This window comes from Streptosporangium jomthongense, assembly GCF_042650425.1.
Lineage (GTDB): Bacteria > Actinomycetota > Actinomycetes > Streptosporangiales > Streptosporangiaceae > Streptosporangium.
Genome location: NZ_JBHSBC010000030.1, coordinates 1 through 24272 on the forward strand (window position 1 = coordinate 1; position 24272 = coordinate 24272).

The window sequence follows — 24272 nt, forward strand, 5'->3', positions numbered from 1 at the left end:
GCTGGTAGCGCTCGGAGGCGGCCTGCTTGGAGATCCCGCCGAGTGCGGCGCCGATCGTGGACCAGGAGGTTCCGCTCAGGCGCTCAGCGATGACGGCCTGGCGCAGGGCCGCGGTGCTGCGGTGGGTCAGGGTGTGGGCGAGGGCGGCCAGGGAGCCGGGTCCGTCGCTGGCGGGGCGGGCCAGGGCTTCGCCGATCGCTGCGGCGTCGGCGGCGAGGGACAGGGCCTGGGCGCGGGCCATGCTGGCCCACGTGTATCCCAGGCCGGAAGGCTGATCTGTCATACGTCAAGGATTCCTTGACGCTCTGGGGTCGTCAAGGAATCCTTGACGAAAAGCTGGGGCTCCACCTCGGCATGGTCGATCCACGCCAGCAGGCAGCAGAACACCCCCGCCTCTACGGAGAACGGGGGTGCCGTGGCGTGCTGGGTATCGCGCATCGTCAGCGGGAGCGTCGGCCCTGGTGGTGGCCGGTGACGGTGCCAGCGTGGTGGCCGAGCCGGTAGGCGATGAGCGGCACCAGCTCGGCCACGACCGCACGCAGCCGGACGTCGTCCCCGCCTTCGGCGCCATCCCACACCGGCCGGACCGCGGTAAGCAGGTCCTCCACCCGGGAGGACTCGATGCGAGCCGGGCGGATGACCGTGTAGCCGTTCTCCAGCAGCTCGTCGAGGACGCGGCCGGTAGCGGGGTCCAGCCGTTCGTCGTGGTACTCCAGGCCGAGCGCCGCCTGCAGGGCGCCTCGCACGGCCACCCGGGCGGTGGGGGCGTGTGTGTTCGGGTCGTGCATCGGTGGTCCTCCTGGGTGAGGGGGTGGGGTGAGCGTACGGCGGCCCGGTGACAGGCCGCCGGGGATGCGGGCACTACATGCCGGCCCACATTCGTTGGAGCCGGTCAACGGCGGCGATATCAGCCAGGTCCTTAGGGCGGCAGGCGGCCTGCTTCCAGGCCAGGACGTCACCCAGCCGCATGAAGGGCAGGCCGTCAATCGTGTCGGCGGTGGCGATCAGCCGGTCACTTGACCAGCCGGGCGTCCACCGGTCCACGAACTCGATCGCTTTGGTCGGGTGGTGGATGACCTGGCCGTGTCCGGAGGGGGCCGGGCGCGGGGTGCCAAGCGTGGTGGCGATGTCCCAGGCCGGGCCGGTGGTCAGCACGTCGAGGTCGCCCAGGCGGGCGCGCAGGCCGCGTACGTACAGCGCGGCTGATCCGCAGATCACATAGGAGCCAGGGGGTAAGCGCAAGTTGGCCAGGGTGGCGAACAGCTCGTCTGGGTCGGTCAGAAGCATGTGGTCCTGCTTGGTCTGGGAGAGGAAAGGGCGCGCTTGGTGAGGATCATGCGATCGCGAGGGGTATCGCGGATGGGATGTCACGCTGCTGCTTCGTTGGGCAGTTCGCCTCTCAGGAGGGGGCGGCGTTCGTGCTCGGTCAGGCCTCCCCAGACTCCGTAAGGCTGGCGGGTGGCCAGCGCGTACTCCAGGCAGGCGGCCCGCACTTCGCAGGAGGAGCAGACCTTCTTGGCGTCCTGGGGGGACTCGCCTTTCTCTGGGAACCAGACGTCGACGTCGCCGACTTCGGCGCACAGGGCGTAGTCCCGCCAGGAGGAGGTGAACGCCGGGTCGGGGCGGGGTGGCCACATCTTGCCGCTCACGCTGTCACCGGCTCTCCGGTGATCCACCGTCCGTCGCGCGGCAGCACCCGGCCGCCGTGGACGAGCCGGTAGGCCGCAGCGTAGGTGTCGCCGAGCGCGGCCGGGGCGTCGTGGAGGCGACGGCTGGCCAGCCCGAGCCGGGTGCCGAGGTGGCTGAGGATCTCCAGGGCGGTCGTGCAGTCGGTGATCGTGGCCCGCAGAAGGGCTTCGTTCTCGGTGGCGCCTGCGTTCAGGTAGGCCCGTGCTCGGGCGCGGGCGGTCGCTACGGCGTTGCGGAGCCGGACGTAGGCCTGCCAGCGGTCGGCGATCTCGTCGAGCAGATCGACGAGGGCGCCGACGAGTTCGTGGTCGGTGGCGTACGGCAGCCAGTCGCCGCCGGCGAGCGCCTGCTGGCCAAGGGCGGCTGTCGCTTCGGTGATCGGGGCGAGGGCTTTCGGGTCCAGTCCGGTGGAGCGGCAGCGGGCGCCGATCATCGCTGCTTCCATGCCGAGGTCGTCGACGTCGCTCATCTTTTCGGCCTGCGCTGTCCAGCTCATGGGGGCTCACTTTCGTCACGGTCGGTGATGGTGGTGGCGCCGGGTGGGGAATCGTTTCTTGTTCCAGACAGATCCCCTATACGAGGGGCGGGGGAGGGGCTGGGAACGATAATCCGGAAGGGGCGCCGGAACGATAAATGTCACTCAGCGTGTTCAAACTCGCGGTCGGCGATCTCCTCCTGAACCGCTTCGCCCGCCTCCTCCTCGATGAGTTCAACCATCCGTTCGTGATCGAAGTCGTCGCTCTCTTCAGGGAGGGGCTCAGGTGTGGGGGCGGGTACGGCGAGGTGCCAGCGACGGCCACGGCCCTTGCCGCGAATCTCTGCCACCCCTTCGACGCGGAGCCGGTCCAAGCACCTCCATGCGCCGGTCTTGGACACCCCGACCTCCAGACGGAGCTCGTCCTGCATGGCGGCCTCGACCGCCTTGGTGGTGGTGCCGTCCGGGTGGGTCAGGAGCCGCACCAGCAGCTCCCGCACCTCCGGGCTCATGTCGGTCTGTTCGGCCGCCTGGCGGCGCCGCTCGATCGCTGCGGCCCGCGCCTCCCCAGCGGTCAGGCCGGGCGCGGAGGGCACGGTGAGGGAGGTCAGGCGGGCGCGGGCGGCGGCCCGGTGGCGGGCCGCCTGTTCGGCGGAGTCTGTCGCCTCAACTGGCATGAGTGCCTCTTCTGAAATTGGGGTGGATGTCGAGGCGGTGGCAGGCCGGGCCCGCCTGGGGGCGGCCTCGTCGAGTCGGGTGATCGCGTCGAATTTGGCGGCGAGAGCCTGAATGAGTTCCGGCTCCAGCGGGCAGGCGCTCCGGCCGCGGGCCACCCGGTCGATGTCGGTGAGCTCCTTGAGCTTCCAGGACCGGCCGGCGTTCCAATGCCCGGCCAGATCACTGACCAGTGCCACGCCGGGGTTGCCTTCGCCGTAAGTCATCATGTTCGGCATGGCCAGGCCGATGTCGCCGAGCACGTGCCGCACTTCGCTTTCCCCGGCGGACTTCAGCAGCACCGCCCAGTCGAACATCTTTTTGATGTTGCCGTTGCCCAGGTGGGCGACAGTGCCGCGCTGGCCGGCGACTACGACGGCGACGCCTTCGCTACCGCCCTTGGACATCAGGTAGCCGAACTCCTTGCGGATGGCCATGCCCAACGCGTCGGACTCGGCCAGGAGCGTGTCGGCCTCGTCGACGAACACTGCGATCAGCGGTTGCGTGCGGCGGGGGATGACGGTCACTTCGTCGGTGTCCTGGGCGGCCCGAAAGTCGATGATGGCGTGGACAAGCTCCAGGATCCGCAGCGCCTTGACGCGTTCGGCCGGGCCGCACGCCGACAACCCCAAGGCGGGCGCCCATCGCCGCATCTCCTTGGCTTTGGAGACGTTGATGCCGATTGTGAAGACGTTGTCCGCCGCGGTCGCCCGCTCCATGACGTCCGACAGCACGACGGTTTTGCCGCCCCGGGTGATCGCCACGACCAGGATCCGCTTGGCGCCGTCCTCGTCCCACAGCAGCAGTTGCAGCGGTTTCGCGGTCTCGGGGTCCATGCCGATGATGACCGGCTCCCGGCCGTCGGCGACCTCCGGCAGCGGAATCTCGGGGGTGGGGTCCAGCAACGGGTGGGGAAGGGATTGGGCCCAGGGGTTCTTGTAGCGGATGCTGACCGTGATCCGGCCCGCGATATCGCCACGCCGCACCTTGACCCGGGACGCGGGGAGCATCTCCTCTTCAGCGATCAGCTCTTCCAGCCCGGCACCGGCCAGGTGGGAGGCCCGTTTGCCGGTGCCGCGGGTGTCGACGACCATCTGCTCGCCCAGGCGGGTTTCCCGCCAGTCCAGCAGGTGCGACCCGGCCAGCCCGTAGGAGGCGGCGCGCTGGTGCCACTCGGTTCTCGCCGCTTGCCAGGCGATGGCTTGGCGGACGTCCGGGTCGCGCCGGTAGGCCCAGTACGCCAGGCCGCATGCCGCACCGCCCAGCCAGGACATGAGCCCGTACGGGCCTGCTGCCACCCCCCACCAGGTGGCCGCGGTCAGCCACATGCCGGTGGCGGCGGTGGCGAGCGCGGCCCGGGCCGGGTCGGAGGCGTCTCCTACCTGGTTCATGGCGCGGGCGTACGCGCCGATGGTCGCCGCGGCGGTGACCGGCAACCCCACCCAGGCGGGCGCCTCCACCGCGTGCGCGCCGGCGGCCAGCCCGTAGATGGCCGGGGCGAGCAGCAGCGGGGCGCGGCGCAGTTCGTCGGACCGCACCCAGCTGATCGCGTGCTGGAGCAAACCGCGCCGCGGGGGAGCCTGTTCGGCCTGCTGGAGGTCGGGGGTGTCGATGGCCATGAGGAGGGTGCCTTTCGTGCCGGGGTGAGGGAGGTCAGCTGGCTGCGCCGCCGAACCAGCGGCCGTTGAACGGCAGGTTGGTGCCGCCCTCGACGAGCTGCTGGACCTCGCCATATACGGCGAGGAACTGGGCCAGTGCCGCGGTCATCCGGTCGGCGGTCTCGGAGACGGCTTCGCCGTAGGTGGTGATGCCGGACACTGCGGACGGGTCCAGGCCGATGGAGGTCACGCAGGTTTCCCGGACGGCTTCGAGCGCTTCGGCGTAGCCGACGACGCCGACCGCCTCGCCTTTCATCCAGGAGATCAGCGCGGTGTCGTTCTCGGGGTCGAAGTTGGCGATGCGCTCGATCAAGGCGGCCCAGTCAGCGGGGGCGGGGATCGCTTCTGCCGCTATGGGGGCGTGGTCGGCGGTAGTGGTCACGGAGGTGCCTTTCGGAGCTGACGGGGTGGGGACGGCGGTGAGATGCCGTGAGGGTGCTGGTGAAGGCGCCGTAGGAGCAGCCTCTGTAGGGGCGGGCGCCTCGGCGGGCGGAGCGGCCTTTTCGCGGGCCAGGGAGGGGCGCAGGGCGCCCCAGCCGCGTTCCCGGCGGGTGGCCTGCACTGTCTTGACCCGCTCAGAGAGTGGGGCGGGGCGGGCATCGCGGCGCTTCTCCCACCGGGGGGCTGCCCGGTCGGCGAGCCGGTCACGGCCCCGGCTGGCGGCGGTGCGCACCGCCCGCCACCGGCGAGACCCGGTGCGGGCGGCGCGGCCCAGGGCCCGGCCGGTGAGTTCAGCTGCGGCGCCGGCCGCGTCTGTACTGTCGACGGGCTTGGCCCCGGTGTTGTTGTAGATCTTGACGAGCTTGGACTGCCGCGCAGCGCCGCGGCCCTTACGGGCAGCCCGGGGTTTACCCTGGTCGAGGTGCTTGACCGCGGCCAGGGTGACGCCACCGACCGCGACCACGACGATCAGTTCCAGGCCCGTCACGACTCATCCTCGGACAGCTTGAGGTTGACGTAGCGGCCCTCTTCGGGCTCGTCCACGGCGAAGGCCGGACGCAAAGCAGGCTGCCCCTCGTCCCCGTCCCCGTCGTCAACGTCCTGGGGCGTCTCATCGGCCAGCGAGACGGCTTCGTTCGCCGCCTCCAAAGCGGCAAATCCTGCCGTCGCGATGGCAAACCCACCGAGGGTGGTCAGCGCGGCACCCCACGCGGGCCAGTCCGTGACGGCCATCACCAGAACCGTGCCGGTGGTCAACCCGGCCACCCCGACGGCGCCAGGCCTCATTGACCACCAGCGGGCAGCGAACTCCTGGGCGTTCATCAGCCGAACACCGCCGCCCACAACGCCGCGAACGACAGGGCATCAAAGGTTCGGGCTCCGGTGAGGGCGGCGCCGAGCAGCACACCGAGCCCGCCGAGGATGAGCAGTTCATACCAGCGGGTGACCTTGGTCCAGATGAGCACGACCACGGCTCCGGTGAGCCCGGTCAACAGGAGCAGCATGCGGTTCTCCGATCACGAGTTGAGGTGGGGTTCGGGGATGTGTGTCCGCCCAGGGCTCACACCTGGCGTGCCTGCTAGCCGGACTGGGGAAGAAATGCTCAGACGGACGCCTTGGCTCCGCCGGTCTTCTTGGAGTTGGCCTTGCGCCGCTCCCACGGGGAGAGCTCCTTCACCCACTCGGCGCGGAGGTTGGAGGCGAGGCTGTGATGGGCGCCGGCGGCCTTGGCGATCTCGACCGGACCGGGGTAGCGGTTCTCCTCCTGGCGGACCTTGTCCCAGTAGTTGCGCATGATCACGGTCTTCGGTAGGAGAGGACGCTCCGCCTTCGGCGGGAAGGTGAGCTTCTTCGTGACCCGACCCGCGACCGCGAGGGAGGTCGCGACGGGAGTCGCAGTCGAGGTCACGGAGAAGCCGTCGAGCAGCGCCCTCGTGATGTCGTACGCCGCAGCATCCGTGATGTTGAATGTGACCTCATCCGTGACCGGTTCCGCGACCGCGACGGAGGTCGCAGCCGGAGTCGCGGACGGGGTCACGGCGGGCGCGGCGGAGGCCCACCCCTCGGGTATGAAAGTCAGCGACTCCGTGACCGGGGCTGCGACCCGGGATGTGACCTCGGCGCGAGTCGCGGGAGAGGTCACATCCCGGGTCAGCATGACGATGTTGGCTTCGGCGGCCCGCACCTCGTCTCGCATCGCGCGAAGCTCGTCCCGCACCCCGAGGGCGTCACTGAGGTTCCGGGTCTCGTCGGCCAGTCGGCTGAAGTCGTCTTCGGTCGGCTCCGCCTCGGGCATCCACGCGGAGGCGGGCTTGACGTTCAGGAGGGCCGGGGCGGAGCCTAGGGAGGCGACCTCGGCGGCCAGAGCCCGCTGCAGGTCGGCGTCGCGGCCAAGCCCAGTGTGGGCGTGCGCTGCGGAGTAGAGGGTCTGCATCCGGGCCAAAGCCCTGCGCTGCTTGCCGTCCGAGGCGCCGCTCTCCCGGCGCCTGCGGGCTTCATCGGCGGCGAGTGCGACCTTCGTGAGGCGCCGTTGGGCGTCAACCTCGGCGGCGGTTCGGTCTTGCGTCTCGGCCAGGCCGACGCGGACCAGCATGCGTTCGGGGGTGAACCGCCAGTTGATGCGCTTACGACCGGTAGCGCGGCGCCGCTCGATGGACATGCTGCGCTCCCACAACCACGCCGCGACGAGAGGGGCGGCCAGGCGGAAGACTGCCTCGGGAAGGGACGCGGCTTCCATGGCGGACAGGCACGCGGACAGGATCGTGAGGGCCCACACCGCGATGCCATCGATGCCCGCGGAGTAGTTCTCCCGCATGTTGCGGCGGGCCCGCACCGCGCTGGTGATGACCGCGACCTCGATGAACGCGAACCCTGCCGCCTGAAGCGACCAGTGGATCGTGATGATGCGGCCGACGAACTGCCACATGCCCTGGGCGGACACGCCGGTGGCGATGCTGGCGGCCACGATGGTGAGGATGTCCTCGGCCGGACGGGGCGCGACGTAACGGTGGAAGAACTGGTTCGCGGCCCGGTAGAAGGCCCTGGTTGCGAGGTAGGCCACGCCGAGGAGCGTCAGGCCGATCACGCAGATGATGGCCGTCACGATCGGTTTGTTCGACGCGAAGGCGGTGACTTCGTCGATAAGGTTCGGCATGTCCTCTCCTGCTGGTTGCGCTGGTTGCGCTGGTGGGGTTGGGGATTGAGGTCCCGGGCCGCGGTGAGGTCGCGGCCCGGGACCGGTTCAGCGGCGGCTGAGGTCAGGCTCGTTGCTGCGGCCGGAACCGCTAAGAACTCGCCCGCAGGTGCAGGTCAGTCCTGCGAAGCCGTGGGCGGCGGTGGAAGTGGTTCCGCAGCTGCCGCAGGTGGCGCTGAGGCCGTTGAAGGTGTCGCCCTTATCGGTGAAGGTCATGGTGTTCTCCTCGGTTACTTCTTGCGGCTGGTGGGGTTGTCGCGGATGATGGCCGCCTTGTTGATCTCGGCCTGGGCGCCGGCCCTGTCACCGTCCGCCTGGGCGATGAGGAACTGGGCTGCGGTGTCGGCGAGGGCTGCGAGCGCCTCGTCGGTGAACGGCGCCGGCTTCTTCTTCATGTCGACCTCCGGAGTGAGTGGGAGCGCTCTGCTCCGGGCACCCGCCCGACCCGGAGGGCCGGGCGAGCACCCGCACAGTGCGCTACTTCTCGGCCTCGGTGTCGGAGTCGTCCGTGGGGGAGGGCGTCGCCGTGGAGGCCTGTCCGGACTGCCAGGAGTTGAGCCTGGCGAGCCGCTCCTGAAGGGTCGGCTGCTCGTCAGACATCACGCCTCACCGCCCTGAACGGTCAGGTCGTCGATCGTCCATCCGTTGGAGACGAGGTCGGCTTTCCACGAGCCGATCTGGTCGGCGCGGACGACCGACCGGCCGGCGTTCTGGCCGTTCTCGACGTAGGTGATGAGGTACAGGAAGCTGCCGGGGTTCAGTCCGGGGATGATGCGGATGGTTGCGGTGCGGCCGGTCACTGGGTGCCGTCCTTGGGCTTGTGGAGGGCGGCGCAACCCCACAGTGCGATGCCGTGCTCGTTACAGGTGGCGCGGCCAGTCTCGATGTCGATGCCCGTTTCGAGGGTTTCGGCGGTGATCGCGGTAGGCTTCACAGGTCTTCCTTCCTGACAGGTGGGTGGGCTTAGGGCTCGTCTGGCGGTGCAGTCGCCATGACGGGCCCGTTCTCGTTCTGGGCGGAGATGGGCGTCAGGCCCAGCAGGGTGTACACGTCGTCCCGGCAGAAGATGATCACTCGCCCGCCCGGGTTTCGGCGGGCTGCAAGCTTCCCCTCGCGCACCCAGACCCTGACGGTCTCGGGGTCGACTTCGCACAGTTCGGCGACCTCAGGAACCCGCATTAGCGGGGACTGGGTGACGGGACGGGTGCGCACAAAACACCTCCAAATCGGACACAAGACGGGTGATGGCTAGGCGGTGACAGGGGGAACTTGTTCATCCCTGACTGTAGTACCTTAAGCTTATGGTGACAAGGTTATGTGTAGGCGTGGACCTCGTAAGCCTTGGTGCCTCGTGGATAGGGTGGTATGACCACCGACGAGCGGAGACGATCTGCCATGAAGCCGGACAACAGACCTCAGGTCGAGAAAGTCGCAGCCTCTCTACGTGCGGAGATCATGGCGGGGCTCCTGCCTGCCCGCCATCAGCTCACGTCCATTCCACGACTCGCCGTCGAGTTCGGCGTCTCGACTGCCACCATCCAGAGCGCATTCAAGATCCTCAAAGAGGAGGGGCTTTTGGACAGCCGTGCCGGGGCAGGCGTCTACGTTCGCGAAGGGAACCCGTTCGCCGTGCGGGCCGCCGCCTACTTCATTCCGACCGACCGGGGAGTGACATACAAGATCCTGGACGTAAGCGAAGGACCGGCTCCTGCCGATATTGCGGTCGCACTCGGCGAGGAACGAGCCGTGCTGAGGCATCGGCTGATGCTTCGCGCGGAGACTCCAGTCGAACTGTCCCGGTCGTACTATCCGGCTTCTTGGGCGGCAGGGACGGCGCTGGCGGGGAGGGGGAAGATCCGAGGCGGCGCCCCCGCCGTGCTGGCCGAGTTGGGCTATCCAGAGCGGGAGTGGAGCGATCGAATCTCGTGTCGGCCACCCACTGCGGAGGAAGCGGAGACGCTGGAGATTCCGCAGGGAGTGCCGATCCTGCGTCAGTTCCGGACTGTCTACAGCGACAGTCGGCGGCCGGTAGAAGTGTCCGTATTGATCAAGCCCGGACACCTGTATGAGCTGGAGTATCAACAGGTCGTGGGACCGGCCTGACAACAAGCGGGCCTGCCCGGTGTTGGAGCACCGGAACAGGCCCTTGATCAACCACCTGCACAACCAGGAGGAAGACCCATGGGCACGATATCGCGCGCCTGTAAGCGTTCAGGCGGTGACGCCTCATGACGGGTGCCCCCTCGCGCGCTGAGGAGCCCCCGCCCCGGCGGCCAGCAACTACCGCACAGCTTTACGCCGACGCCGTATGGGCCGTCGACCCTGACGAGTTGACTCAGGCCGAGCTGGTGATGGCGCTGTGCTACGCCAACCACACTCATAAGCCGTCGCATGATCGGGCCTGGGTCACCGACCGGCGCCTCATGCAGCAGTGCAAGATCCGGTCTGCGGGCACGGTCGGCCGAGTGCGGGACGCTCTAGTTCGCAAGGGGTGGCTCGTGGGACTGCACCCAGAGACTGGCCTTCCGCTGTCCGAGGTGGAGCGGAAGGCCATGCGCCGGAAGACGATCACGTACCGTCTCGCCGTCCCCGAATCTGCTCCGATGGTCGGAGCAGAGGGTGGGCAGACTGCTCCGGTGGTCGAGGCAGAGGAAGGTGCTGGAGTTGCTCCGACTATCGAAGTAGATGCTCCGACTACCGGAGCAGGAGCGGGGGCTGGTCCTGCTCCGATGGTCGAAGCTTCTGCTCCGATAGTTGATGTTCGCTGCTCCGATAATCGGAGTCCACTCTCCTCCTACTCTCTTACTCACTCTCATCTCAGCGCGGCTGAGCGGAAAGTCATGAGCGCCGTCTCGTCGACCGTCGACGAGACGAGAGAAATCATTCGATTGATCAAGAGAGAAAACCAGCCGAGATCCCTCGCTGCGTACGTCGCTCGTATGGCCGAGAACGGCGACTTGTCCGATCTCCTCGACCGCGTCCGCGTTGAGGCGGCACAGCGGGCTGCCCGGCGGTCAGCGCCGCCGCCCGAGCCGGAGCCCGACCCTGACGAGGCGCCGCAGACCACACCCGAGGAGCGGGACGCCACCATCGCCGCCACCAAGGCCCTCCTGCAAGGAATCCAGGGGTCGCAGGGCCGCCGAAGGTCCGCGGTTGGGCCCGTTCACGTCGTGCGCCCCCGCGAAGCCTCTGACGGGCCTCCTGAAGTCGCCGCGGCTCGTGCCGAGCTGAGTCGGCGCGGGGACGCCTTCGACCTGATGGCCCTCGCCCGCCAGCGGCTTGGTGACGACGCGGCCCGGGACGACGTGATCGTCCTCGCCGCCAAGTTGGCGCGTGGTGGAACCCCAGCTATGGCGCCCACGTGACGGGGGCCCGTCCGCGTCGTACCGTCGAGGCATGGCTGAAAACGACGAAAGCCAGGAGCCGCCGATCTGCGGTACCTGCCTGGGCGCACAGGGAGAGTGGATCAGCCGGAACGGGACGGGACCGAAGCAGAGCGTGTGGGTGGCGTGCAAGTCCTGCAAGGGGACAGGCCGCAAGTGACGGATCCGATCGCCTGCCCGGAATGCCAGGGCCGCAAGGGGCAGCGCTTCGGCGCCGACCTGTTTCTGACGTGCCAGTTCTGCGGCGGGCTCGGCTGGGTCGGCGGACACAACGAGCCGGCCGAACGCGGAGACGAGCAGGAGTCTCCTGTCCCGCCTGCCGCGTGGGAGCATCGGGTATGGCGGGATCCTGTCGTGGCGGCGGCGCTTCCGTGCCGGTACTGCCTCGGAAACAAGAAGGTCGCGAGCGTGAACGAGGCTTCTCGGACCATGACCATGGCGGCCTGTCCGGCCTGTTCGGCGTAGAGGGTCCAGTTTGGGCCTCAGGGGCGTGCAACCGTAGTCCCCTGCTGCGCCCAGCTCGCAAGGATGGATGGCCAGGCCTTTTCCGCGACACCCCTCTCGCGGGTACGGTGGCCTCATGAGCGTCCAGCTCGATGAGGAGGACCCGCAGGTGATCCTGCGCGGACTGCCCGCCCGGGAACGGCCGGAGTTCCTGAGGCAGTACCGACAGGCGGTCGATGCCGCCAGGGATGACCTCGCTCGCTACAAGGACCTCACGAGGCTGCTGCACCGTTGGCACCTGGTCGTCATCGCCGCGAACCAGCCGGGCTACCACGACGCGATCGAAGCAGCGAAGATCGAGCCGGGCGTCCCTCTGGTAGAGGCGCTCAAGGCAGAGGCAGCCCGCCGTCGTGCATCAGCTCGATGACGGTTTCCTGCCTGCGCAGGCGCAGTCGCATTGTTCGGCGGCGGTGGCACAGAAGCTCCATTAGCATTCCAAGCTCGGAGTTCTCGTTCACCAGGCACTCGTCGTCAGCCGTAGCGTCGGGGCTGCCGCCGTTGGTGATCCGGAGGAACGCCATGTGGAATGGCCAAGCCGTGAGGCCCCCTATCGGCACGATCAAGTTCACGTTGCCGCCGAGGAGCCCGACGCGCTCCATGACAAACTGCAAGGTGTCGTCACCGAAGCCGACGAGGACCGCTGACTCCACATCATTCCGAAGCGGGGAAAGGGTGGTTCGGAAGTCCCGCGTTCGAAGCAGGCGTAGCACGTCGCACGTCATGCGCAGGCGGGTCTTTTCTCTAGCGTCCACGTTGCCACCTCCTCCTGTGGTTTCCCGCTTCTTCGCAACCATCTTCTACTGTCATCTACGGGCATGCTTGAGTCGGTGCGTTGGCAGGCCACGATTGCGCAGTGGTGCCACAAGGCCTGGTGAGGGCTGCCGAGGAGCAGCCTCCGGCTCGGCGACAGGGCGGCGCTCGTGCATCGCGAGGATCTCGGTGATGTGCTCTTGGGTGAACCGGTACTGCCCAGCGATCAGCAAGTGGGGGATGAGTCGTCGACGGCATCGATCTTCGATCCAGGAAACCTTCAGACCGAGAAGCTCGGCGAGCTGGTGCTTGTCGACGACCTGTGGAGCACTCGGCCCCTTGGGTTCGGTGTAGTCGGATGACAATCTTCGCCCTTTCTCTTGGCCATTTGAGCGTGGCGTGCAAGGCGAGAAGGCGCATGGGTTTCAGGAGCGTAGTTGGCGTTCCAGCCGAGGGCGATCGGGCTATGAGGCTGTGCCATGCGCGACGTGACCGATCTGCGACCTGTTATGCAATGGAGGCGCTACAGTCCACGTGCATCGTCTACTGTGGTGCCGCGCGACTAGTGCCACGTTTTCGCGGCATTTGCTAAGTCTGCGCACAGCACGAAGCCCCGGCACGTGGGGAAAACGTCAGCCGGGGCCTCGTTCCGCGGGTCCAGCTGGCCGGTGTGGCTAGCTGGGCCTGCGCTTCCTGATCAGCCAGATTGCCATGACTACTGAGGCTCCTCCGAGGAGGAGACACCGCAAGCAGGGGCGGCTTGATCTGGCAGTTCTGTGCTTCGCCACGGCTTCCCTCTTCCGGGCCGGTATGCCCTTAGGGGATGACCCCGGCCCTCCCAGTCGATCCCCCGAAAACCGACTGAGACGATGAGGGAAGAACGGGTGCGGCACTTGCGAACCGAGACGAAATTATCAGTGATCTCTGAGCTTTGGCTCGAAGACGTCTCTTCAAAAACTATTCATTTATTGGAGAAATGGACTTTTCGCAGAGAGGCAGACTAATCCTTTTAAAGGCGGCAAAAGCGACGAAAGGCCCCCGCCTGGGATGAAAGGCGGGGGCCTTCGTGGGGCCTGCCAGGAGGTACGGGGGCGACCTCCTGGCAGGCCAGCTCGGATGGGCCTCCGCCGTCGGTGTCGACGGAGGCCCTGCCTCGGCACCATATGCCGAGGCGAGGGGCGCCTTCGTGTGGCCCTCTTACCCCTCCAGAAAGAGAACCTGGCGCCCCGGCCTCATGGGCGGTCCTGCGCGACCGCCCACGAGTTCTACGCCTGACTGCCGCCGCGGTCAGGGGCTTCGTTGAGCATCTCCGGGCCGGGGATTGTCGCGCCGGGCAGGGCGGCGAAGATATTCAGGGGGATGCCCAGCTTCTCGGCATGCCGCTGGCCGATTTCGCGGGTGCGGTCGTCGTCGGTCATGATGCCTCCTCGGCTCGTCGGGCCTGCTCTGCAAGGCCTTCGACGAGATCTGCGGGACTCGCGGCCTCTACTGTCCTCGCGCACCCAGCGTCGGCCTCCCGCTTGGTGAGCTCGGTGCGGCGGGTGGCGTACCAGCGCCCACCGTCGGAGATCCAGATGCTCCACCCCGGATGGTCGGCAGCTAGCTCCTCTTTGAGGCGAAGCTGGGCGAGCAGTCTGGAGACGCTGGTGGCCGTCAAGGCGCCGGAGCCTACTGCCGCTGTCCAGGTGGCGCCGTTGAGGCTGAACCTGACGTTGGGGAACTCGCGGCGTGCCTGGTCCAGCACGCGCGCCATGACCTTGTCATGAGTGCTCGTAGTCATCGCTCGCTCCGGAGTCCGGGGTGCTGATGACTAGAACCGTAAGGCCGCGTGACTGCTTGTAACCGAACCGGTGACGACGAACTTTCAGTTCGCCACGTGCCCGAATTTGCTTGCTGTGTCCCGTTCTGGGCGGTGGAGACGGGTCAGAGGAGGATCTTGTGTCGTTCTGCCAGGTACCTGACCTCTGGCGCCCAGGACGGCCGAGCCCGGCGGGCCAGGGATCGCACCATGTCCCGCAACAAACGCTTGTGGTCGAGCTCCTCGGGGCACTCCCGCTCGATCCGCAGGAGGTGCACCAGGCTCGCGGCGTCGTCACCCGAGTCCTCGCACGCCCGCGCGACTTGGCACAGGTGGGTGGTGCGCCGCTCAGTGGAGACCACCTGGGTGAGGTCAATGCCGTCGGCGAGGCGGATGACCGCCTCTGGGCGCCGCATCTCGTACTCCACGCTGGCCAGGTGAATTGCCACGTTCGTTGGTCCGAAGAACAAGCCCAGCATTGGCCGCTGTTCGTCGACGCGCTGAGCAATTTGACGGGCGGGGCCACGCAGAAGGTCTCGCGCGCCGGCATCGTCGCCAGAGCGGGTTAGAGCGATGGCTGCCATCAGGTGCAGCCCTCCGTAGACGCTGAGGTGCCGCCCGTCGCCGTCGGGGAGGGCGGGCTCCATCTGCTCTATGCCGTGGCGGGCGACGTCGTAGGCGATGTCGTGCATGTCGTCGGACAGGAGGCCTTGGCCGAGGTTCCAGTGGGCCCACCCGATCATCAGCCGATCAGCAGTCTCTTGCGCGTGTCGCATCGCCCGGTCGGCAGCGAGGTGCGCCAGGTCGATCCGGCCGAGGTGCTTGAGGACTCCGCGCGCCAGGATGTACGTGTCCGCGGCGGTGCGGTGCGCAGCCTGCTGATCGCTGCCGTCGAGGAGGAGCCCCTCCGCGTCGCCGATAAGGCCAGGGAGCGTCCGCAACATGATGGAGTACTTGGCGGGGGAGTTGTACCAGGACTGGCGGGCCGCGGCGAGGCGCTCCGCGACCTGAGCCAAGTCCGGGGGTTCAAGGTCAGCTGTTCTGCGGGCGAACATCGCGCGTTCGATGTCGACGACCTGGGGGCGCCCCGGCTCATGCGAGTCACGGGGGCTCTCACCCAGCAGGACCGCGGTGCGGACACCCAAGGCTAGAGCGAGCTGCCGTAGAAGCGGGAGCGAGGGGGTGCGTTTGCCCTGCTCCAGCAGCTCGATGTGCCGGGTGGTGCAGCCCACTCGCGCGGCGAGGGCCGTGGTGCTCATGCCGCGCTGCTCGCGCTGCTGCCTGATCATGGGGCCCGTGGTAGCGTCGTTCATAAGACCCTGCACTTCCTGACGACTCGACATCCTCAGGCTACGGTGCAGGGTCTTTGCCGTGTAGGGACAACTGCCCAGCCGCCACGCCGTGATTCATCCCCTATCAGGGCAGATCTGGACGTAAATCTGTTGGGATAGGCCCACAGCCCCCTCTCCCAACAGGTCGGCTTAGGGTCCATGATCGTGACCATCGACCCGACGAGCTATACGCCGGTCTACCGGCAGCTCGCTCGGCTGATCAAAGCCGCGATCGACGCCGGCGAATACGCCCCCGGCCAGCGGTTGCCGAGCGAGGAGCGGCTGGGGCAGATCTACGGGCTTGGCCGCAACAGCGTGCGGGATGCTTTACGTGTCCTCAAGCACGAAGGCGCCATCCGTACCGTCGTCGGCGCCGGATCTTACGTTCGCGGTCCAGGCGAGGTCACCATGGTCGAAATCTCTAAAGGTGTAGTTGTCACCACCCGCATCCCCACAGAGGCGGAACGACGCGCGATGAGCCTCGATGAAGGGGTGCCCGTTTTCGTGATTGAACGGCCAGGGGAGGAGCCCGAGGTGCTTCCGGGAGACAGGACGTCCCTGATCGTTGAGTGATCATTAAGCTCGGAGAGAGTCACCAGGACACTCTCCGCGAGGGTGGGGGCCCCGGTAAGTCCTGTACCGGGGCCCCGCTCTTTTCGCCGCACGGCCGGCGGAACGCCGGGGGAATGGGCCGCATGACCGTGCGGCTGCTCGCCCCTCGCCTGCTGGCGACCAGCCATCGGAGAGTACATGAGCGGGTGGCCGCCTGTCAGGGTTCATGATTGTTGCTGTTTGTTCACTATTGAATGACGTACAGGGCTCCAGGAAGCCTGTTTGGGGCGCGATTTGAAGATCTTTTAGACACATCTCGCTTTTGTCATTTTCGCTCTTTGCCCAGGTGGGAGCATGCAGGTGGCTACGTCGCTCATGGCATAACGCCTTACAAGCGAGATGTCACTGGTTCGAACCCAGTAGTGCCCACAGCGAGACCCTGACCCGCACCAAGGGTCAGGGTCTTTTCATTGACGTCGTCTGGCGCCTTGGCCACATCGCTCATGCACCACTCGCCTGCCGGACGTCGTTCTCCTAGGGCGAGCCGCCATGGCCCCTTGACTCCTGGCGGTGTGGGTAGGAGGGACAAGAGGGGGAAGGGCCTTTTTGACCGTTCCGTCGTGTTCTGGGGTTGACGGGGCGAGGCGATCCGAAGAGGTCCAGCCGTCATGAGGAAAGAACCCGAAGCCAGACCGAGCAGGATCTGGTCGGAGATCTCCCCGACCGGGGAACGGCCGCGCAGCGCGCTCAACCTGAGGATGGCGCTGGCGACCTTCGGGCTGGTCGTCTGCGGGGTGTTCGCGTTCCTGGCCGGTACGGCGGGGCTGACCTGGCCGACGATCGTGCTGGCCGTGCTGGCGTTGGTCGCGCTGATCGACCTGGTCGTGGTGGCCCGCCGCCGCCACCGGCGCGGCGACGGGCACACCCTGTTCGAATGATCGGCGTTCGAACGGCCGGCGGATGTCAGAGGCAGCCGGGCTCGCCACGCTGGGCGGGGACGGAGATGGCGGTCCAGGCGGCCTTGGTCGCGTTGTACTCGGCGCAGCTCTTCGGATAGAGAGCCTTGGCGGCTCTGAGGGTCGCCATGCGCGCCTTGGCGTAGGTCCAGGGAGCGGTCTTGTACTGCAGGCCGCTGTAGAAGATCTCCGTGGCCTTGCGGATGCCGATGCCGGTCAGCGGAGTCGGGCCGCCGCAGACCGGGCTCGGGGGGCCGTTCTGCGGGCTGGTCCCCTCGGCGAGCAGGTAGAACCAGTGATCCTGCGGCCCGGGACTCGTGGAGAGCGCGGTGTAGCAGTTGGGCTCACCCTGCAGGGAGGGGTTGTACATGTTGTGGACCGCCTCAGGGCCGAAGCCCAGATCCTCGCCGATCAGGTAGTTGGGCGGGTCCAGGGGCGGCGCGTGGTTGACGTAGTGCTCGGTCGCCGCGCCGAAGATGTCGCCTGACGACTCGCTGAGCGACAGGGCCTCGGGGGTGCCGCCGTCGTCGGAGCCCGAGTGCTGGTAGACGGCGTGGCCGTACTCGTGCCCGACCAGATCGAGCGAGGCGGCCTGCCGGGTGTTGGACTGGTTGTGGCCCAGGGAGATGTATGAGCCGTTCCAGTAGGCGTTGACCTGGTTGAGACCGACGCGCGCCGGGAAGGCGTGACCTGCGCCGTCGAGGCCGTCGCGTCCCAGCCAGGTACGCAGCATGTCCCATTCCTTCTGCGCCGCGAACAGCACGTCGACGCAGGCGGTCTCCAGGTTGGTGCCCGTCCCGTTGCCCCAGGTGTCGACGGACTTGGAGTAGGGGGTGCCGTTCTGGCCGCCACAGGCCAGCCCGGGACGGGTCGGGTCCCGCATGACGAAGGAGCCGCCCGAGCCCGTGGTCTGGATGGTCACCGGGTTGCCGTTGTAGAAGCTGTTGCCGAGGCCGTACCTGACCTGGTCGTGGGTGCCGATGACACTCGCGTCGAGCGCGTCGACGAAGACGCGCAGCACCTCGGGGGTCTGTTCCGTGCCGCCGGTGACGGCCACCTCCCAGGCGAGCCGGGGACGCGTGGTCGTGGCGTGGACCAGCAGGCGGGGCGTGCCCACCTCGCGTACGGCCCTGCCCTGGGCCCTGGCGACGGAGGCCGCGTCGCCGGCGCTGATCCTGGCCACGGTGCCGACGCCCTCCAGCGAGACCTGCTGGCCGGTGGTCACGGGGCCGACGGTGGTGCCGCCGCTGTCGGCGGAGGCGATCACGTCGCCGCCGTACACCGGCAGCCCGTGGTGGGTGCGCCGGTACAGCAGGTACTGCAGGCCCCGCACACCGGATGTGATCACGGGAGGCTCGAAGGCGTCTCCCGGCCCCACGCGCAGTTCCCCGGCCCGCTCCGCCAGGATCCTCGCCACGCCCGAGGCCGCGCGTTCACGGGCCTCGGCTCCGGGCGGCGCGAACGCGGACGGGGCCTGCGCGTCGCTCGATCGGGCGTCGGGCGCGGCCCGCGCGGGAAGACCGGCCAACGCCGACGTGCCCATGGCGACGACCGTCACGAAAGCGGTCGCTCCCACCTTGACTTTGGGGGCTCTAGGGTTCATTCGCTGTGACTCCTTGTCCGCAAGGAGCCGTGGCCGGCCAGGGCTGCCCCAACGGTGACATCGGTTGCCGAAGAGCAGAACCCCATGAATTCCCATATTTTTGTCGTATAGCCGGCCCCGGAAAAAGGGTGGCCGAATTACGGGAAGCGGCTCGTGTGAAACACGGGCATACCGCCCCCGTCGAGCATGTCACGCTCCGGCCTCCCGTTGGAGGAAGTTCCGATTTCCTGATTTATCAATATTTTGCATGAGTGGGATGACCTGGGAGAACGCTGGGTTCGGAGGGTCGATTGGGATTTGGGGCGATATGAGCGGATGAGAGAGGGAAGTCTCCTCACGCCTCATCGGGGAAGGCCATGCTCCGCCGTGCCCGTCCCCGGTGGGGCCGGTGGAAGCACTTCCCGTCAAGTCCGATGGAGGACACGTGAAGCCAACGAACGATGACAGACCAGATGAGACACGGCGGCGCGTTCCGCGCTCGCTGAGCCTCGCGGCCGCCGTCGTGCTGGTGGCGTCGGGGGGCGTCGGGGGAGCCGTGGCCTCGGCGTCGCCCGCCCCCGCTCCCACGGGGCCGGAGACGCCGACGCCCACGGCGACCCAGCCTCTTCCGACCGACATCCCCACCTCGACTCCGACTCTGACTCCGACGCCACCCCCGCCCCCGTCTCCGACCCCGACCGGCCTCCCGACCGCCGCCCCGGCGCCCAAGGTCCCCCGGGTGGCCTTCCCGCAGGTCCTGCACGGGGAGTTCGTCCTGCCGGCGAAGGACGGCTGCGGATTCACGGTGCTCTCCCAGACGGGAGAGGCGACCACGCTGACGGAGGACTCGGTCACCGTGCGGAGCCAGGACGGCTTCGAGAAGGTGTACGCGATCGACGACTCCACCAAGGTCTACGCGGGCAGGCGGGGCAACGAAATCAGGCAGGGGGACTGGATTTCGGTGACCGCGACGGCCACAGGTGAGACGGCCACGGCCGCCCACGTCTTCGACCTGTCACGGCCGAGCAGGAAGCTCTGGCGTGGGAACTGGTGGTCGTCTCCGCTGTGGCGGCTGGGCGACAGGCGGCACACCCCCGCCCTCTGCCCGACGCCGACGGCGTCTCCCACGGCGCTCCCGACGGAGACGCCCACCGCGCCTCCCACTGAGACGCCTACTGAGACACCCACGGACCTTCCGACCACCCCCGGCCCCGAGCCGACCGCCACGGTGACGGAGCCTCCGCTCCCGCAGTCCCCGATCCCCGCGCCCGGATCCTGATCCCGGCTCCCCTGCCCCGGAAGGCTCCCTAAATCCGGACGCTCTCTGGCTCCGGAAGCTCTCCGGGCTCGGAAAGGGAAGCCACGACGGCCGCGGCGGCGGTTCCGCCGCTGCCGTCGTGGCCGCCTAGAATCCCGCTCATGACCGGCACCGGTGCTCCCATGGCCCCCGGCCCGAGAGGCCTGACGACGACGGGGGCGGACGGCTTCGCCGAGCGGATGCAGGAGCACCGGCGTGAACTGCACGTGCACTGCTACCGCATGCTCGGCTCCTTCGACGATGCCGAGGACCTGGTGCAGGAGACGTTCCTGCGGGCCTGGCGCGGACGTGGGACGCTCCGCGAGGAGAGCGGGCTGCGCGCCTGGCTGTACCGGATCGCGACCAACGTCTGCCTGGACCACCTCAGGGCGCATCCGCGACACCCGCAGCCGCGCCCCGCACCCGCGATCGAGGCGGATCCGGGACTTGAGCCGCCCGTCTCGGGCGCCGTGCCGTGGCTGCAGCCCTATCCCGACACGCTGCTGGACGCGGCCGAGGAGGTCGTGGACCGCGAGACGATCGAGCTGGCCTTCCTCGTCGCGATCCAGCACCTGCCGCCCAGGCAGCGGGCGGTGCTGATCCTGCGCGACGTGCTCGGCTGGTCGGCGCAGGAGACCGCGGTCTCGCTTGAGCTGACCGTCGCGGCGGTCAAGAGCGCCCTGCAGCGTGCCAGGCCGGTGCTCAGGGAGCACCTGCCCGCACGGCGCCTCGACTGGACCGCCCCCGCCAAGTCGGTACCCGAGGACCAGGCGGTTCTGCGGCGCTACGTCGAGGCCCTGGAGAAGGCCGACCCGTCCGCCCTGGCCGAGGTGCTGAGGGCCGACGTGTGGCAGACGATGCCGCCCGCCCCGATCTGGCTGCTCGGCCGTACGGCCTTTCTGGCGTCGTGGACGCCCGCGATGGTCGGTCCGGAGGCGTGGGGCGACTGGCGGGTGGTCGCCACCCGGGCCAACCGGCAGCCTGCCGCCGCCGCGTATCTCCGCAGACCGGGCGAGACGGTCTTCTCGCCCTCCTGGATGGGCGTCCTGCGTGTCGAGGACGGCCTGGTCACCCAGATCACCACCTACGGGGACGGGGTCTTCCCCAGGTTCGGCCTACCGTCCTCGCTCTGACCCGGGGAGGGGACCGATTCCTTTTTCGCGCGGCCCTCGTCATACGGGGGAGCAATCGAGGAAGGAACAACCATGACCGATCTTCAGCGGGACGTGCAGGCCGTCGCGGACGAACTCGTCGAGTCGGGGGCCGAACGCGGTGTGCAGGTCGCCGTCTACCGCCACGGCGAACTCCTGGCCGACGTCGTCTCCGGCGTGGCCGACCCGGAGACCGGCCGTCTCCTCACCCCGGACACCCCGGTCTACGCCACCTCGACGGGCAAGGGGGTGACCGCGACGCTCGTGCACGTGCTGGCCGAGCGCGGGGTCGTCGACTACGACACCCCGATCGCGGACGTGTGGCCCGAGTTCGCCGCCCACGGCAAGGAGAAGGCGACCGTACGGCACGCCCTGACGCACGCGACCGGTGTCCCCGGGGTGCCGGTCGGCACCACACCGGAGGACCTGTGCGACTGGGACCGGATGTGCGCGGCCGTCGCCGGCGCCACCCCGTGGTGGGAGCCGGGAACCAGGTCGGGCTACCACCCACAGACCTACGGCTACATCCTCGGTGAGGTCGTGCGCCGGGTCACGGGAAAGCCTGTCTCGCAGGTGCTCCGCGAGGAGCTCACGGAACCGCTCGGGGTGGCCGGCGAGCTGTTCTTCGGCGTTCCCGCCTCCGAGCTGGGCAGGCTGGCCAGGATCGAGGAGGCGGGACCCCCGATGGAGCTGCCCGCCGAGACACTGGCCCAGATCCCGTTCTTCAGGGTGGTCGACGGTTACACGGCGGCGCCCCTCGCCGCGATGCCCGACGCGGCCTTCAGTAACCGGGCCGACGTGCTGAGCTCCGACATCCCCGCCGGGGCCACGATGACGGCCCGCGCGGTCGCCCGTATGTACGACGCGCTACTCGGCGGGGAGCTGGTCTCCCCGCAGCGGCTCCGCGAGCTGTCATCCCCGGCGACGACGGGCGTGGACGAGGTGACCGGCGCCCCGGCCAGCTGGGGGCTGGGCTACTCGATCGGCCTGACCCCGGCCGTGGCCGCGCCGACGCTGTTCGGAATGGCGGGCAGCGGAGGGACCGCGGCCTTCGCCGACACCGCGACGGGCCTCAGCGTCGGCGTGATGAAGAACCGGATCTCGGCCGGTGACTTCGGCGCCGTCGAACGGATCGCCACGGTCGTCCTCGGGCACGCCTGACCGAGGGGCCGTTCTCCGGTTCCCACCGGTGTGGGCACTGTGTCCTCATACAATGGCGCGGTGCCCACCTCCGAGAACGGTCCTGACCATCACCCGCAGGACGAGGCCTGGGAGAGCGAGGCGGCACAGACGCTGCGGCGTGTCTTCGGGTACGCCTCGTTCCGGCAGGGGCAGCAGGAGATCATCGAGCACGTCGTCGGGGGTGGCGACGCCCTCGTGCTGATGCCGACCGGCGGCGGCAAGTCCCTGTGCTACCAGATCCCCGCCCTCGTACGGCAGGGCGTCGGCGTCGTCGTCTCGCCGCTCATCGCGCTCATGCAGGACCAGGTCGACGCCCTGACGGCCCTCGGGGTGCGGGCGGGTTTCCTCAACTCCACGCAGGACTTCGACGAACGCGCCGCGGTCGAGTCGGCCTTCCTGGCGGGCGAACTCGACCTGCTCTACCTGGCGCCGGAGCGCCTGCGGGTCGAGACGACGCTGAGGCTGCTCGACCGGGGCAAGATCTCGTTGTTCGCCATCGACGAGGCGCACTGTGTGGCCCAGTGGGGGCACGACTTCCGGCCCGACTACCTGGCCCTGTCCACGCTGCACGAGCGCTGGCCCGACGTGCCCCGCATCGCGCTGACCGCGACCGCGACCCCGGCGACCCACGCCGAGATCGCCTCCCGGCTGAACCTCGGTCAGGCCCGCCACTTCGTGGCGAGCTTCGACCGCCCGAACATCCAGTACCGCATAGAGCCGAAGAACGAGCCGAGGCGGCAGTTGCTGCGGCTCATCCGCACCGAGCACCCCGGTGACGCGGGCATCGTCTACTGCCTGTCGCGGTCCTCCGTCGAGAAGATCGCCGAGTTCCTGACGGACAACGGCGTCCAGGCGCTGCCGTACCACGCGGGGCTCGACGCGCGGACCAGGGCGGAGAACCAGGCGCGCTTCCTGCGGGAGGACGGCCTGGTCATGGTCGCGACCATCGCCTTCGGGATGGGCATCGACAAGCCGGACGTGCGTTTCGTCGCCCATCTCGACCTGCCCAAGTCGGTCGAGGGCTACTACCAGGAGACCGGCAGGGCCGGGCGGGACGGCCTGCCCTCGACCGCCTGGCTGGCCTACGGCCTGCAGGACGTCGTGCAGCAGCGCAAGCTGATCGACACCTCGGAGGGTGACGACACGCACCGCAGGCGCCTGGGCACCCACCTTGAGGCGATGCTGGCGCTCTGCGAGACCGTGCAGTGCCGCAGGGTGCGCCTGCTCGACTACTTCGGCCAGCGAGGCGAGCCGTGCGGCAACTGCGACACCTGCCTGTCGCCGCCCGAGGCGTGGGACGGCACGGTCGCCGCGCAGAAGGTCCTGTCCACCGTGTTCAGGCTCGTGCGGGAGCGGCGCCAGAAGTTCGGCGCCGGGCAGATCGTGGACATCCTGCTGGGCAGGCGGACGCCCAAGGTGCTCCAGCACAACCACGACTCGCTGACGGTGTTCGGCATCGGCACCGAGTTCGGCGAGGCCGAGTGGCGTGGCGTGGTACGGCAGCTGCTGGCCCAGGGGTTGCTGACGGTCGAGGGCGACTACGGCACGCTGCTGCTGACCGAGGCAAGCTCGGAGGTGCTCGGGCGCAGGCGGCAGGTCATGATGCGGCGCCAGCCCCAGCCCCAGCGGCAGACGCGGACGGAGACCGAGGGGGCCCGGGGAGAGACGCGGGCCAAGGGCGCGAAGTCCCGCCGGATGACCCAGGCGGACCTGCCCGAGGAGGCGGTGCCGGTGTTCGAACGGCTTCGCGCCTGGCGTGCGGCCACGGCCAGGGAGCAGGGGGTGCCCGCGTACGTGATCTTCCACGACGCGACCCTGCGGGAGATCGCGGCCGGGACGCCGTCGAGCCTGGCGGAGCTGGGCACGGTCAGCGGTGTCGGCGAGAACAAGCTGGCCAAGTACGGCCAGGAGATCCTGGAGGTCCTCGCCGGGGAGCCGGAGGAACCGGGGGAGCCGGGGGAGCCCGAGGAGGGGGAAACCGAGGGGGCGGAGGAGGCCTGACGGAGGGCACTTCACCATGGTGGGGGAACGGCTTGTCAACAGCGCCGAAATGAAGTCATCAGTGCCGAAATAGAACTTTTCGTAGACATTGGCAGAATTTGTCTCGATAATTCGGT

33 protein-coding genes are annotated in these 24272 nt (G+C 68.5%); 12 read left to right on the forward strand and 21 right to left on the reverse strand.

Features of this window, described 5'->3' with window-relative positions:
- From ACFOYY_RS25015 to ACFOYY_RS25090, 16 genes are all read right to left on the reverse strand, one after another.
- Positions 1 to 283, reverse strand: a 283-nt coding sequence (locus tag ACFOYY_RS25015) for a hypothetical protein (RefSeq protein WP_386192534.1), incomplete at its 3' end; no start/stop codon positions are given.
- 157 nt (positions 284 to 440) lie between these two features.
- Positions 441 to 788 (reverse strand): hypothetical protein, encoded by a 348-nt coding sequence (locus ACFOYY_RS25020; protein WP_386192537.1) that lies wholly within the window; start codon positions 786 to 788, stop codon positions 441 to 443.
- A gap of 73 nt (positions 789 to 861) precedes the next feature.
- On the reverse strand, positions 862 to 1287 hold the full coding sequence (locus tag ACFOYY_RS25025) for a hypothetical protein (protein WP_386192540.1): 426 nt from the start codon (positions 1285 to 1287) through the stop codon (positions 862 to 864).
- Between the two features lie 80 nt (positions 1288 to 1367).
- Entirely contained in the window at positions 1368 to 1637 is a 270-nt protein-coding gene (locus ACFOYY_RS25030) for a WhiB family transcriptional regulator (protein WP_386192625.1), read from the reverse strand.
- 8 nt (positions 1638 to 1645) lie between these two features.
- On the reverse strand, positions 1646 to 2185 hold the full coding sequence (locus ACFOYY_RS25035; RefSeq protein ID WP_386192543.1) for a hypothetical protein: 540 nt from the start codon (positions 2183 to 2185) through the stop codon (positions 1646 to 1648).
- Between the two features lie 140 nt (positions 2186 to 2325).
- On the reverse strand, positions 2326 to 4497 hold the full coding sequence (locus ACFOYY_RS25040) for a hypothetical protein (RefSeq protein WP_386192546.1): 2172 nt from the start codon (positions 4495 to 4497) through the stop codon (positions 2326 to 2328).
- Positions 4498 to 4531: 34 nt separating this feature from the next.
- Complete coding sequence (locus ACFOYY_RS25045; RefSeq protein ID WP_386192549.1) at positions 4532 to 5464, reverse strand: hypothetical protein; 933 nt, start codon at positions 5462 to 5464, stop codon at positions 4532 to 4534.
- Positions 5461 to 5799, reverse strand: a complete 339-nt coding sequence (locus ACFOYY_RS25050) for a hypothetical protein (protein WP_386192552.1) — start codon at positions 5797 to 5799, stop codon at positions 5461 to 5463. Before ACFOYY_RS25050 ends, ACFOYY_RS25045 begins: the two co-directional genes overlap by 4 nt.
- Entirely contained in the window at positions 5799 to 5981 is a 183-nt protein-coding gene (locus ACFOYY_RS25055) for a hypothetical protein (RefSeq protein ID WP_386192555.1), read from the reverse strand. The genes ACFOYY_RS25050 and ACFOYY_RS25055 overlap by 1 nt, the downstream gene beginning before the upstream one ends.
- 98 nt (positions 5982 to 6079) lie before the next feature.
- Positions 6080 to 7630 (reverse strand): hypothetical protein, encoded by a 1551-nt coding sequence (locus ACFOYY_RS25060; RefSeq protein WP_386192558.1) that lies wholly within the window; start codon positions 7628 to 7630, stop codon positions 6080 to 6082.
- Between the two features lie 87 nt (positions 7631 to 7717).
- On the reverse strand, positions 7718 to 7885 hold the full coding sequence (locus ACFOYY_RS25065; protein WP_386192560.1) for a hypothetical protein: 168 nt from the start codon (positions 7883 to 7885) through the stop codon (positions 7718 to 7720).
- Between the two features lie 14 nt (positions 7886 to 7899).
- Entirely contained in the window at positions 7900 to 8064 is a 165-nt protein-coding gene (locus ACFOYY_RS25070) for a hypothetical protein (protein ID WP_386192563.1), read from the reverse strand.
- Between the two features lie 82 nt (positions 8065 to 8146).
- Positions 8147 to 8269 (reverse strand): hypothetical protein, encoded by a 123-nt coding sequence (locus ACFOYY_RS25075; RefSeq protein ID WP_386192566.1) that lies wholly within the window; start codon positions 8267 to 8269, stop codon positions 8147 to 8149.
- Positions 8269 to 8469, reverse strand: coding sequence for a hypothetical protein (locus tag ACFOYY_RS25080; RefSeq protein ID WP_386192569.1), 201 nt, complete (start codon positions 8467 to 8469; stop codon positions 8269 to 8271). Before ACFOYY_RS25080 ends, ACFOYY_RS25075 begins: the two co-directional genes overlap by 1 nt.
- Positions 8466 to 8603 carry a hypothetical protein gene (locus ACFOYY_RS25085; protein ID WP_386192572.1) on the reverse strand — a complete coding sequence of 46 codons (138 nt, stop codon included), beginning with the start codon at positions 8601 to 8603 and terminating at the stop codon, positions 8466 to 8468. The genes ACFOYY_RS25080 and ACFOYY_RS25085 overlap by 4 nt, the downstream gene beginning before the upstream one ends.
- A 29-nt stretch (positions 8604 to 8632) precedes the next feature.
- A complete protein-coding gene (locus ACFOYY_RS25090; RefSeq protein WP_386192628.1) occupies positions 8633 to 8848 on the reverse strand; it encodes a helix-turn-helix domain-containing protein in 216 nt (71 codons plus the stop codon).
- Positions 8849 to 9034: 186 nt separating this feature from the next.
- Here ACFOYY_RS25090 and ACFOYY_RS25095 point away from each other — a divergent pair, with 186 nt between their 5' ends.
- From ACFOYY_RS25095 to ACFOYY_RS25115, 5 genes are all read left to right on the forward strand, one after another.
- A complete protein-coding gene (locus ACFOYY_RS25095; RefSeq protein ID WP_386192575.1) occupies positions 9035 to 9772 on the forward strand; it encodes a GntR family transcriptional regulator in 738 nt (245 codons plus the stop codon).
- 737 nt (positions 9773 to 10509) lie between these two features.
- Entirely contained in the window at positions 10510 to 11034 is a 525-nt protein-coding gene (locus tag ACFOYY_RS25100; RefSeq protein ID WP_386192578.1) for a hypothetical protein, read from the forward strand.
- Between the two features lie 31 nt (positions 11035 to 11065).
- On the forward strand, positions 11066 to 11212 hold the full coding sequence (locus ACFOYY_RS25105; protein ID WP_386192581.1) for a hypothetical protein: 147 nt from the start codon (positions 11066 to 11068) through the stop codon (positions 11210 to 11212).
- Positions 11209 to 11517 carry a hypothetical protein gene (locus ACFOYY_RS25110; RefSeq protein ID WP_386192584.1) on the forward strand — a complete coding sequence of 103 codons (309 nt, stop codon included), beginning with the start codon at positions 11209 to 11211 and terminating at the stop codon, positions 11515 to 11517. Before ACFOYY_RS25105 ends, ACFOYY_RS25110 begins: the two co-directional genes overlap by 4 nt.
- Positions 11518 to 11632: 115 nt before the next feature.
- Positions 11633 to 11923, forward strand: coding sequence for a DUF6247 family protein (locus tag ACFOYY_RS25115; protein WP_386192587.1), 291 nt, complete (start codon positions 11633 to 11635; stop codon positions 11921 to 11923).
- Here the strand turns inward: ACFOYY_RS25115 and ACFOYY_RS25120 are convergent.
- Positions 11883 to 12308 (reverse strand): hypothetical protein, encoded by a 426-nt coding sequence (locus ACFOYY_RS25120; RefSeq protein ID WP_386192590.1) that lies wholly within the window; start codon positions 12306 to 12308, stop codon positions 11883 to 11885. The genes ACFOYY_RS25115 and ACFOYY_RS25120 overlap by 41 nt on opposite strands.
- Positions 12309 to 12476: 168 nt before the next feature.
- On the opposite strand from ACFOYY_RS25120, the gene ACFOYY_RS25125 reads away from it, so the two are divergent.
- Positions 12477 to 12668 carry a hypothetical protein gene (locus tag ACFOYY_RS25125; RefSeq protein WP_386192592.1) on the forward strand — a complete coding sequence of 64 codons (192 nt, stop codon included), beginning with the start codon at positions 12477 to 12479 and terminating at the stop codon, positions 12666 to 12668.
- 903 nt (positions 12669 to 13571) lie between these two features.
- On the opposite strand, the gene ACFOYY_RS25130 is transcribed toward ACFOYY_RS25125, so the two are convergent.
- The 3 genes from ACFOYY_RS25130 to ACFOYY_RS25140 form a co-directional block, all read right to left on the reverse strand.
- Complete coding sequence (locus ACFOYY_RS25130) at positions 13572 to 13724, reverse strand: hypothetical protein (RefSeq protein ID WP_386192595.1); 153 nt, start codon at positions 13722 to 13724, stop codon at positions 13572 to 13574.
- The gene (locus tag ACFOYY_RS25135; RefSeq protein ID WP_386192598.1) at positions 13721 to 14086 is read right to left on the reverse strand and encodes a hypothetical protein; all 366 of its coding nucleotides are present in this window, start codon (positions 14084 to 14086) and stop codon (positions 13721 to 13723) included. The genes ACFOYY_RS25130 and ACFOYY_RS25135 overlap by 4 nt, the downstream gene beginning before the upstream one ends.
- Before the next feature lie 143 nt (positions 14087 to 14229).
- Positions 14230 to 15393 (reverse strand): helix-turn-helix domain-containing protein, encoded by a 1164-nt coding sequence (locus ACFOYY_RS25140; protein WP_386192601.1) that lies wholly within the window; start codon positions 15391 to 15393, stop codon positions 14230 to 14232.
- A gap of 201 nt (positions 15394 to 15594) precedes the next feature.
- Here ACFOYY_RS25140 and ACFOYY_RS25145 point away from each other — a divergent pair, with 201 nt between their 5' ends.
- Positions 15595 to 16008, forward strand: coding sequence for a GntR family transcriptional regulator (locus ACFOYY_RS25145; RefSeq protein ID WP_386192604.1), 414 nt, complete (start codon positions 15595 to 15597; stop codon positions 16006 to 16008).
- A 647-nt stretch (positions 16009 to 16655) separates the two neighbouring features.
- On the forward strand, positions 16656 to 16925 hold the full coding sequence (locus ACFOYY_RS25150; RefSeq protein ID WP_362781862.1) for a DUF6343 family protein: 270 nt from the start codon (positions 16656 to 16658) through the stop codon (positions 16923 to 16925).
- 25 nt (positions 16926 to 16950) lie between these two features.
- Here ACFOYY_RS25150 and ACFOYY_RS25155 read toward each other — a convergent pair whose 3' ends face one another.
- A complete protein-coding gene (locus tag ACFOYY_RS25155) occupies positions 16951 to 18546 on the reverse strand; it encodes a M4 family metallopeptidase (protein ID WP_386192608.1) in 1596 nt (531 codons plus the stop codon).
- Positions 18547 to 18970: 424 nt separating this feature from the next.
- On the opposite strand from ACFOYY_RS25155, the gene ACFOYY_RS25160 reads away from it, so the two are divergent.
- The 4 genes from ACFOYY_RS25160 (at position 18971) to recQ (ending at position 24156) form a co-directional block, all read left to right on the forward strand.
- Entirely contained in the window at positions 18971 to 19804 is an 834-nt protein-coding gene (locus ACFOYY_RS25160) for a hypothetical protein (protein ID WP_386192611.1), read from the forward strand.
- A 140-nt stretch (positions 19805 to 19944) separates the two neighbouring features.
- Positions 19945 to 20955 carry an RNA polymerase subunit sigma-70 gene (locus ACFOYY_RS25165; RefSeq protein ID WP_386192613.1) on the forward strand — a complete coding sequence of 337 codons (1011 nt, stop codon included), beginning with the start codon at positions 19945 to 19947 and terminating at the stop codon, positions 20953 to 20955.
- Positions 20956 to 21027: 72 nt separating this feature from the next.
- On the forward strand, positions 21028 to 22134 hold the full coding sequence (locus ACFOYY_RS25170) for a serine hydrolase domain-containing protein (RefSeq protein WP_362781874.1): 1107 nt from the start codon (positions 21028 to 21030) through the stop codon (positions 22132 to 22134).
- 60 nt (positions 22135 to 22194) lie between these two features.
- Positions 22195 to 24156: a DNA helicase RecQ gene (gene recQ / locus ACFOYY_RS25175; protein WP_386192617.1), complete on the forward strand. Its 1962-nt coding sequence runs from the start codon at positions 22195 to 22197 to the stop codon at positions 24154 to 24156.
- Positions 24157 to 24272: the final 116 nt, after the last annotated feature.

What these genes read in the sequence shown, in the direction of transcription:
- ACFOYY_RS25130 (WP_386192595.1), bottom strand. Translation starts at nt 13,724, where the DNA reads ATGACCGACGACGACCGCACCCGCGAAATCGGCCAGCGGCATGCCGAG.
- ACFOYY_RS25095 (WP_386192575.1), top strand. Translation starts at nt 9,035, where the DNA reads ATGACCACCGACGAGCGGAGACGATCTGCCATGAAGCCGGACAACAGA.
- ACFOYY_RS25145 (WP_386192604.1), top strand. Translation starts at nt 15,595, where the DNA reads ATGATCGTGACCATCGACCCGACGAGCTATACGCCGGTCTACCGGCAG.
- ACFOYY_RS25020 (WP_386192537.1), bottom strand. Translation starts at nt 788, where the DNA reads ATGCACGACCCGAACACACACGCCCCCACCGCCCGGGTGGCCGTGCGA.
- ACFOYY_RS25100 (WP_386192578.1), top strand. Translation starts at nt 10,510, where the DNA reads ATGAGCGCCGTCTCGTCGACCGTCGACGAGACGAGAGAAATCATTCGA.
- ACFOYY_RS25070 (WP_386192563.1), bottom strand. Translation starts at nt 8,064, where the DNA reads ATGAAGAAGAAGCCGGCGCCGTTCACCGACGAGGCGCTCGCAGCCCTC.
- ACFOYY_RS25165 (WP_386192613.1), top strand. Translation starts at nt 19,945, where the DNA reads ATGACCGGCACCGGTGCTCCCATGGCCCCCGGCCCGAGAGGCCTGACG.
- ACFOYY_RS25135 (WP_386192598.1), bottom strand. Translation starts at nt 14,086, where the DNA reads ATGACTACGAGCACTCATGACAAGGTCATGGCGCGCGTGCTGGACCAG.
- ACFOYY_RS25050 (WP_386192552.1), bottom strand. Translation starts at nt 5,799, where the DNA reads ATGAACGCCCAGGAGTTCGCTGCCCGCTGGTGGTCAATGAGGCCTGGC.
- ACFOYY_RS25170 (WP_362781874.1), top strand. Translation starts at nt 21,028, where the DNA reads ATGACCGATCTTCAGCGGGACGTGCAGGCCGTCGCGGACGAACTCGTC.
- ACFOYY_RS25055 (WP_386192555.1), bottom strand. Translation starts at nt 5,981, where the DNA reads ATGCTGCTCCTGTTGACCGGGCTCACCGGAGCCGTGGTCGTGCTCATC.
- ACFOYY_RS25065 (WP_386192560.1), bottom strand. Translation starts at nt 7,885, where the DNA reads ATGACCTTCACCGATAAGGGCGACACCTTCAACGGCCTCAGCGCCACC.
- ACFOYY_RS25090 (WP_386192628.1), bottom strand. Translation starts at nt 8,848, where the DNA reads ATGCGGGTTCCTGAGGTCGCCGAACTGTGCGAAGTCGACCCCGAGACC.
- ACFOYY_RS25075 (WP_386192566.1), bottom strand. Translation starts at nt 8,269, where the DNA reads ATGTCTGACGAGCAGCCGACCCTTCAGGAGCGGCTCGCCAGGCTCAAC.
- ACFOYY_RS25040 (WP_386192546.1), bottom strand. Translation starts at nt 4,497, where the DNA reads ATGGCCATCGACACCCCCGACCTCCAGCAGGCCGAACAGGCTCCCCCG.
- ACFOYY_RS25150 (WP_362781862.1), top strand. Translation starts at nt 16,656, where the DNA reads ATGAGGAAAGAACCCGAAGCCAGACCGAGCAGGATCTGGTCGGAGATC.
- ACFOYY_RS25060 (WP_386192558.1), bottom strand. Translation starts at nt 7,630, where the DNA reads ATGCCGAACCTTATCGACGAAGTCACCGCCTTCGCGTCGAACAAACCG.
- ACFOYY_RS25105 (WP_386192581.1), top strand. Translation starts at nt 11,066, where the DNA reads ATGGCTGAAAACGACGAAAGCCAGGAGCCGCCGATCTGCGGTACCTGC.
- ACFOYY_RS25115 (WP_386192587.1), top strand. Translation starts at nt 11,633, where the DNA reads ATGAGCGTCCAGCTCGATGAGGAGGACCCGCAGGTGATCCTGCGCGGA.
- ACFOYY_RS25155 (WP_386192608.1), bottom strand. Translation starts at nt 18,546, where the DNA reads ATGAACCCTAGAGCCCCCAAAGTCAAGGTGGGAGCGACCGCTTTCGTG.
- ACFOYY_RS25140 (WP_386192601.1), bottom strand. Translation starts at nt 15,393, where the DNA reads ATGATCAGGCAGCAGCGCGAGCAGCGCGGCATGAGCACCACGGCCCTC.
- ACFOYY_RS25035 (WP_386192543.1), bottom strand. Translation starts at nt 2,185, where the DNA reads ATGAGCTGGACAGCGCAGGCCGAAAAGATGAGCGACGTCGACGACCTC.
- ACFOYY_RS25025 (WP_386192540.1), bottom strand. Translation starts at nt 1,287, where the DNA reads ATGCTTCTGACCGACCCAGACGAGCTGTTCGCCACCCTGGCCAACTTG.
- ACFOYY_RS25030 (WP_386192625.1), bottom strand. Translation starts at nt 1,637, where the DNA reads ATGTGGCCACCCCGCCCCGACCCGGCGTTCACCTCCTCCTGGCGGGAC.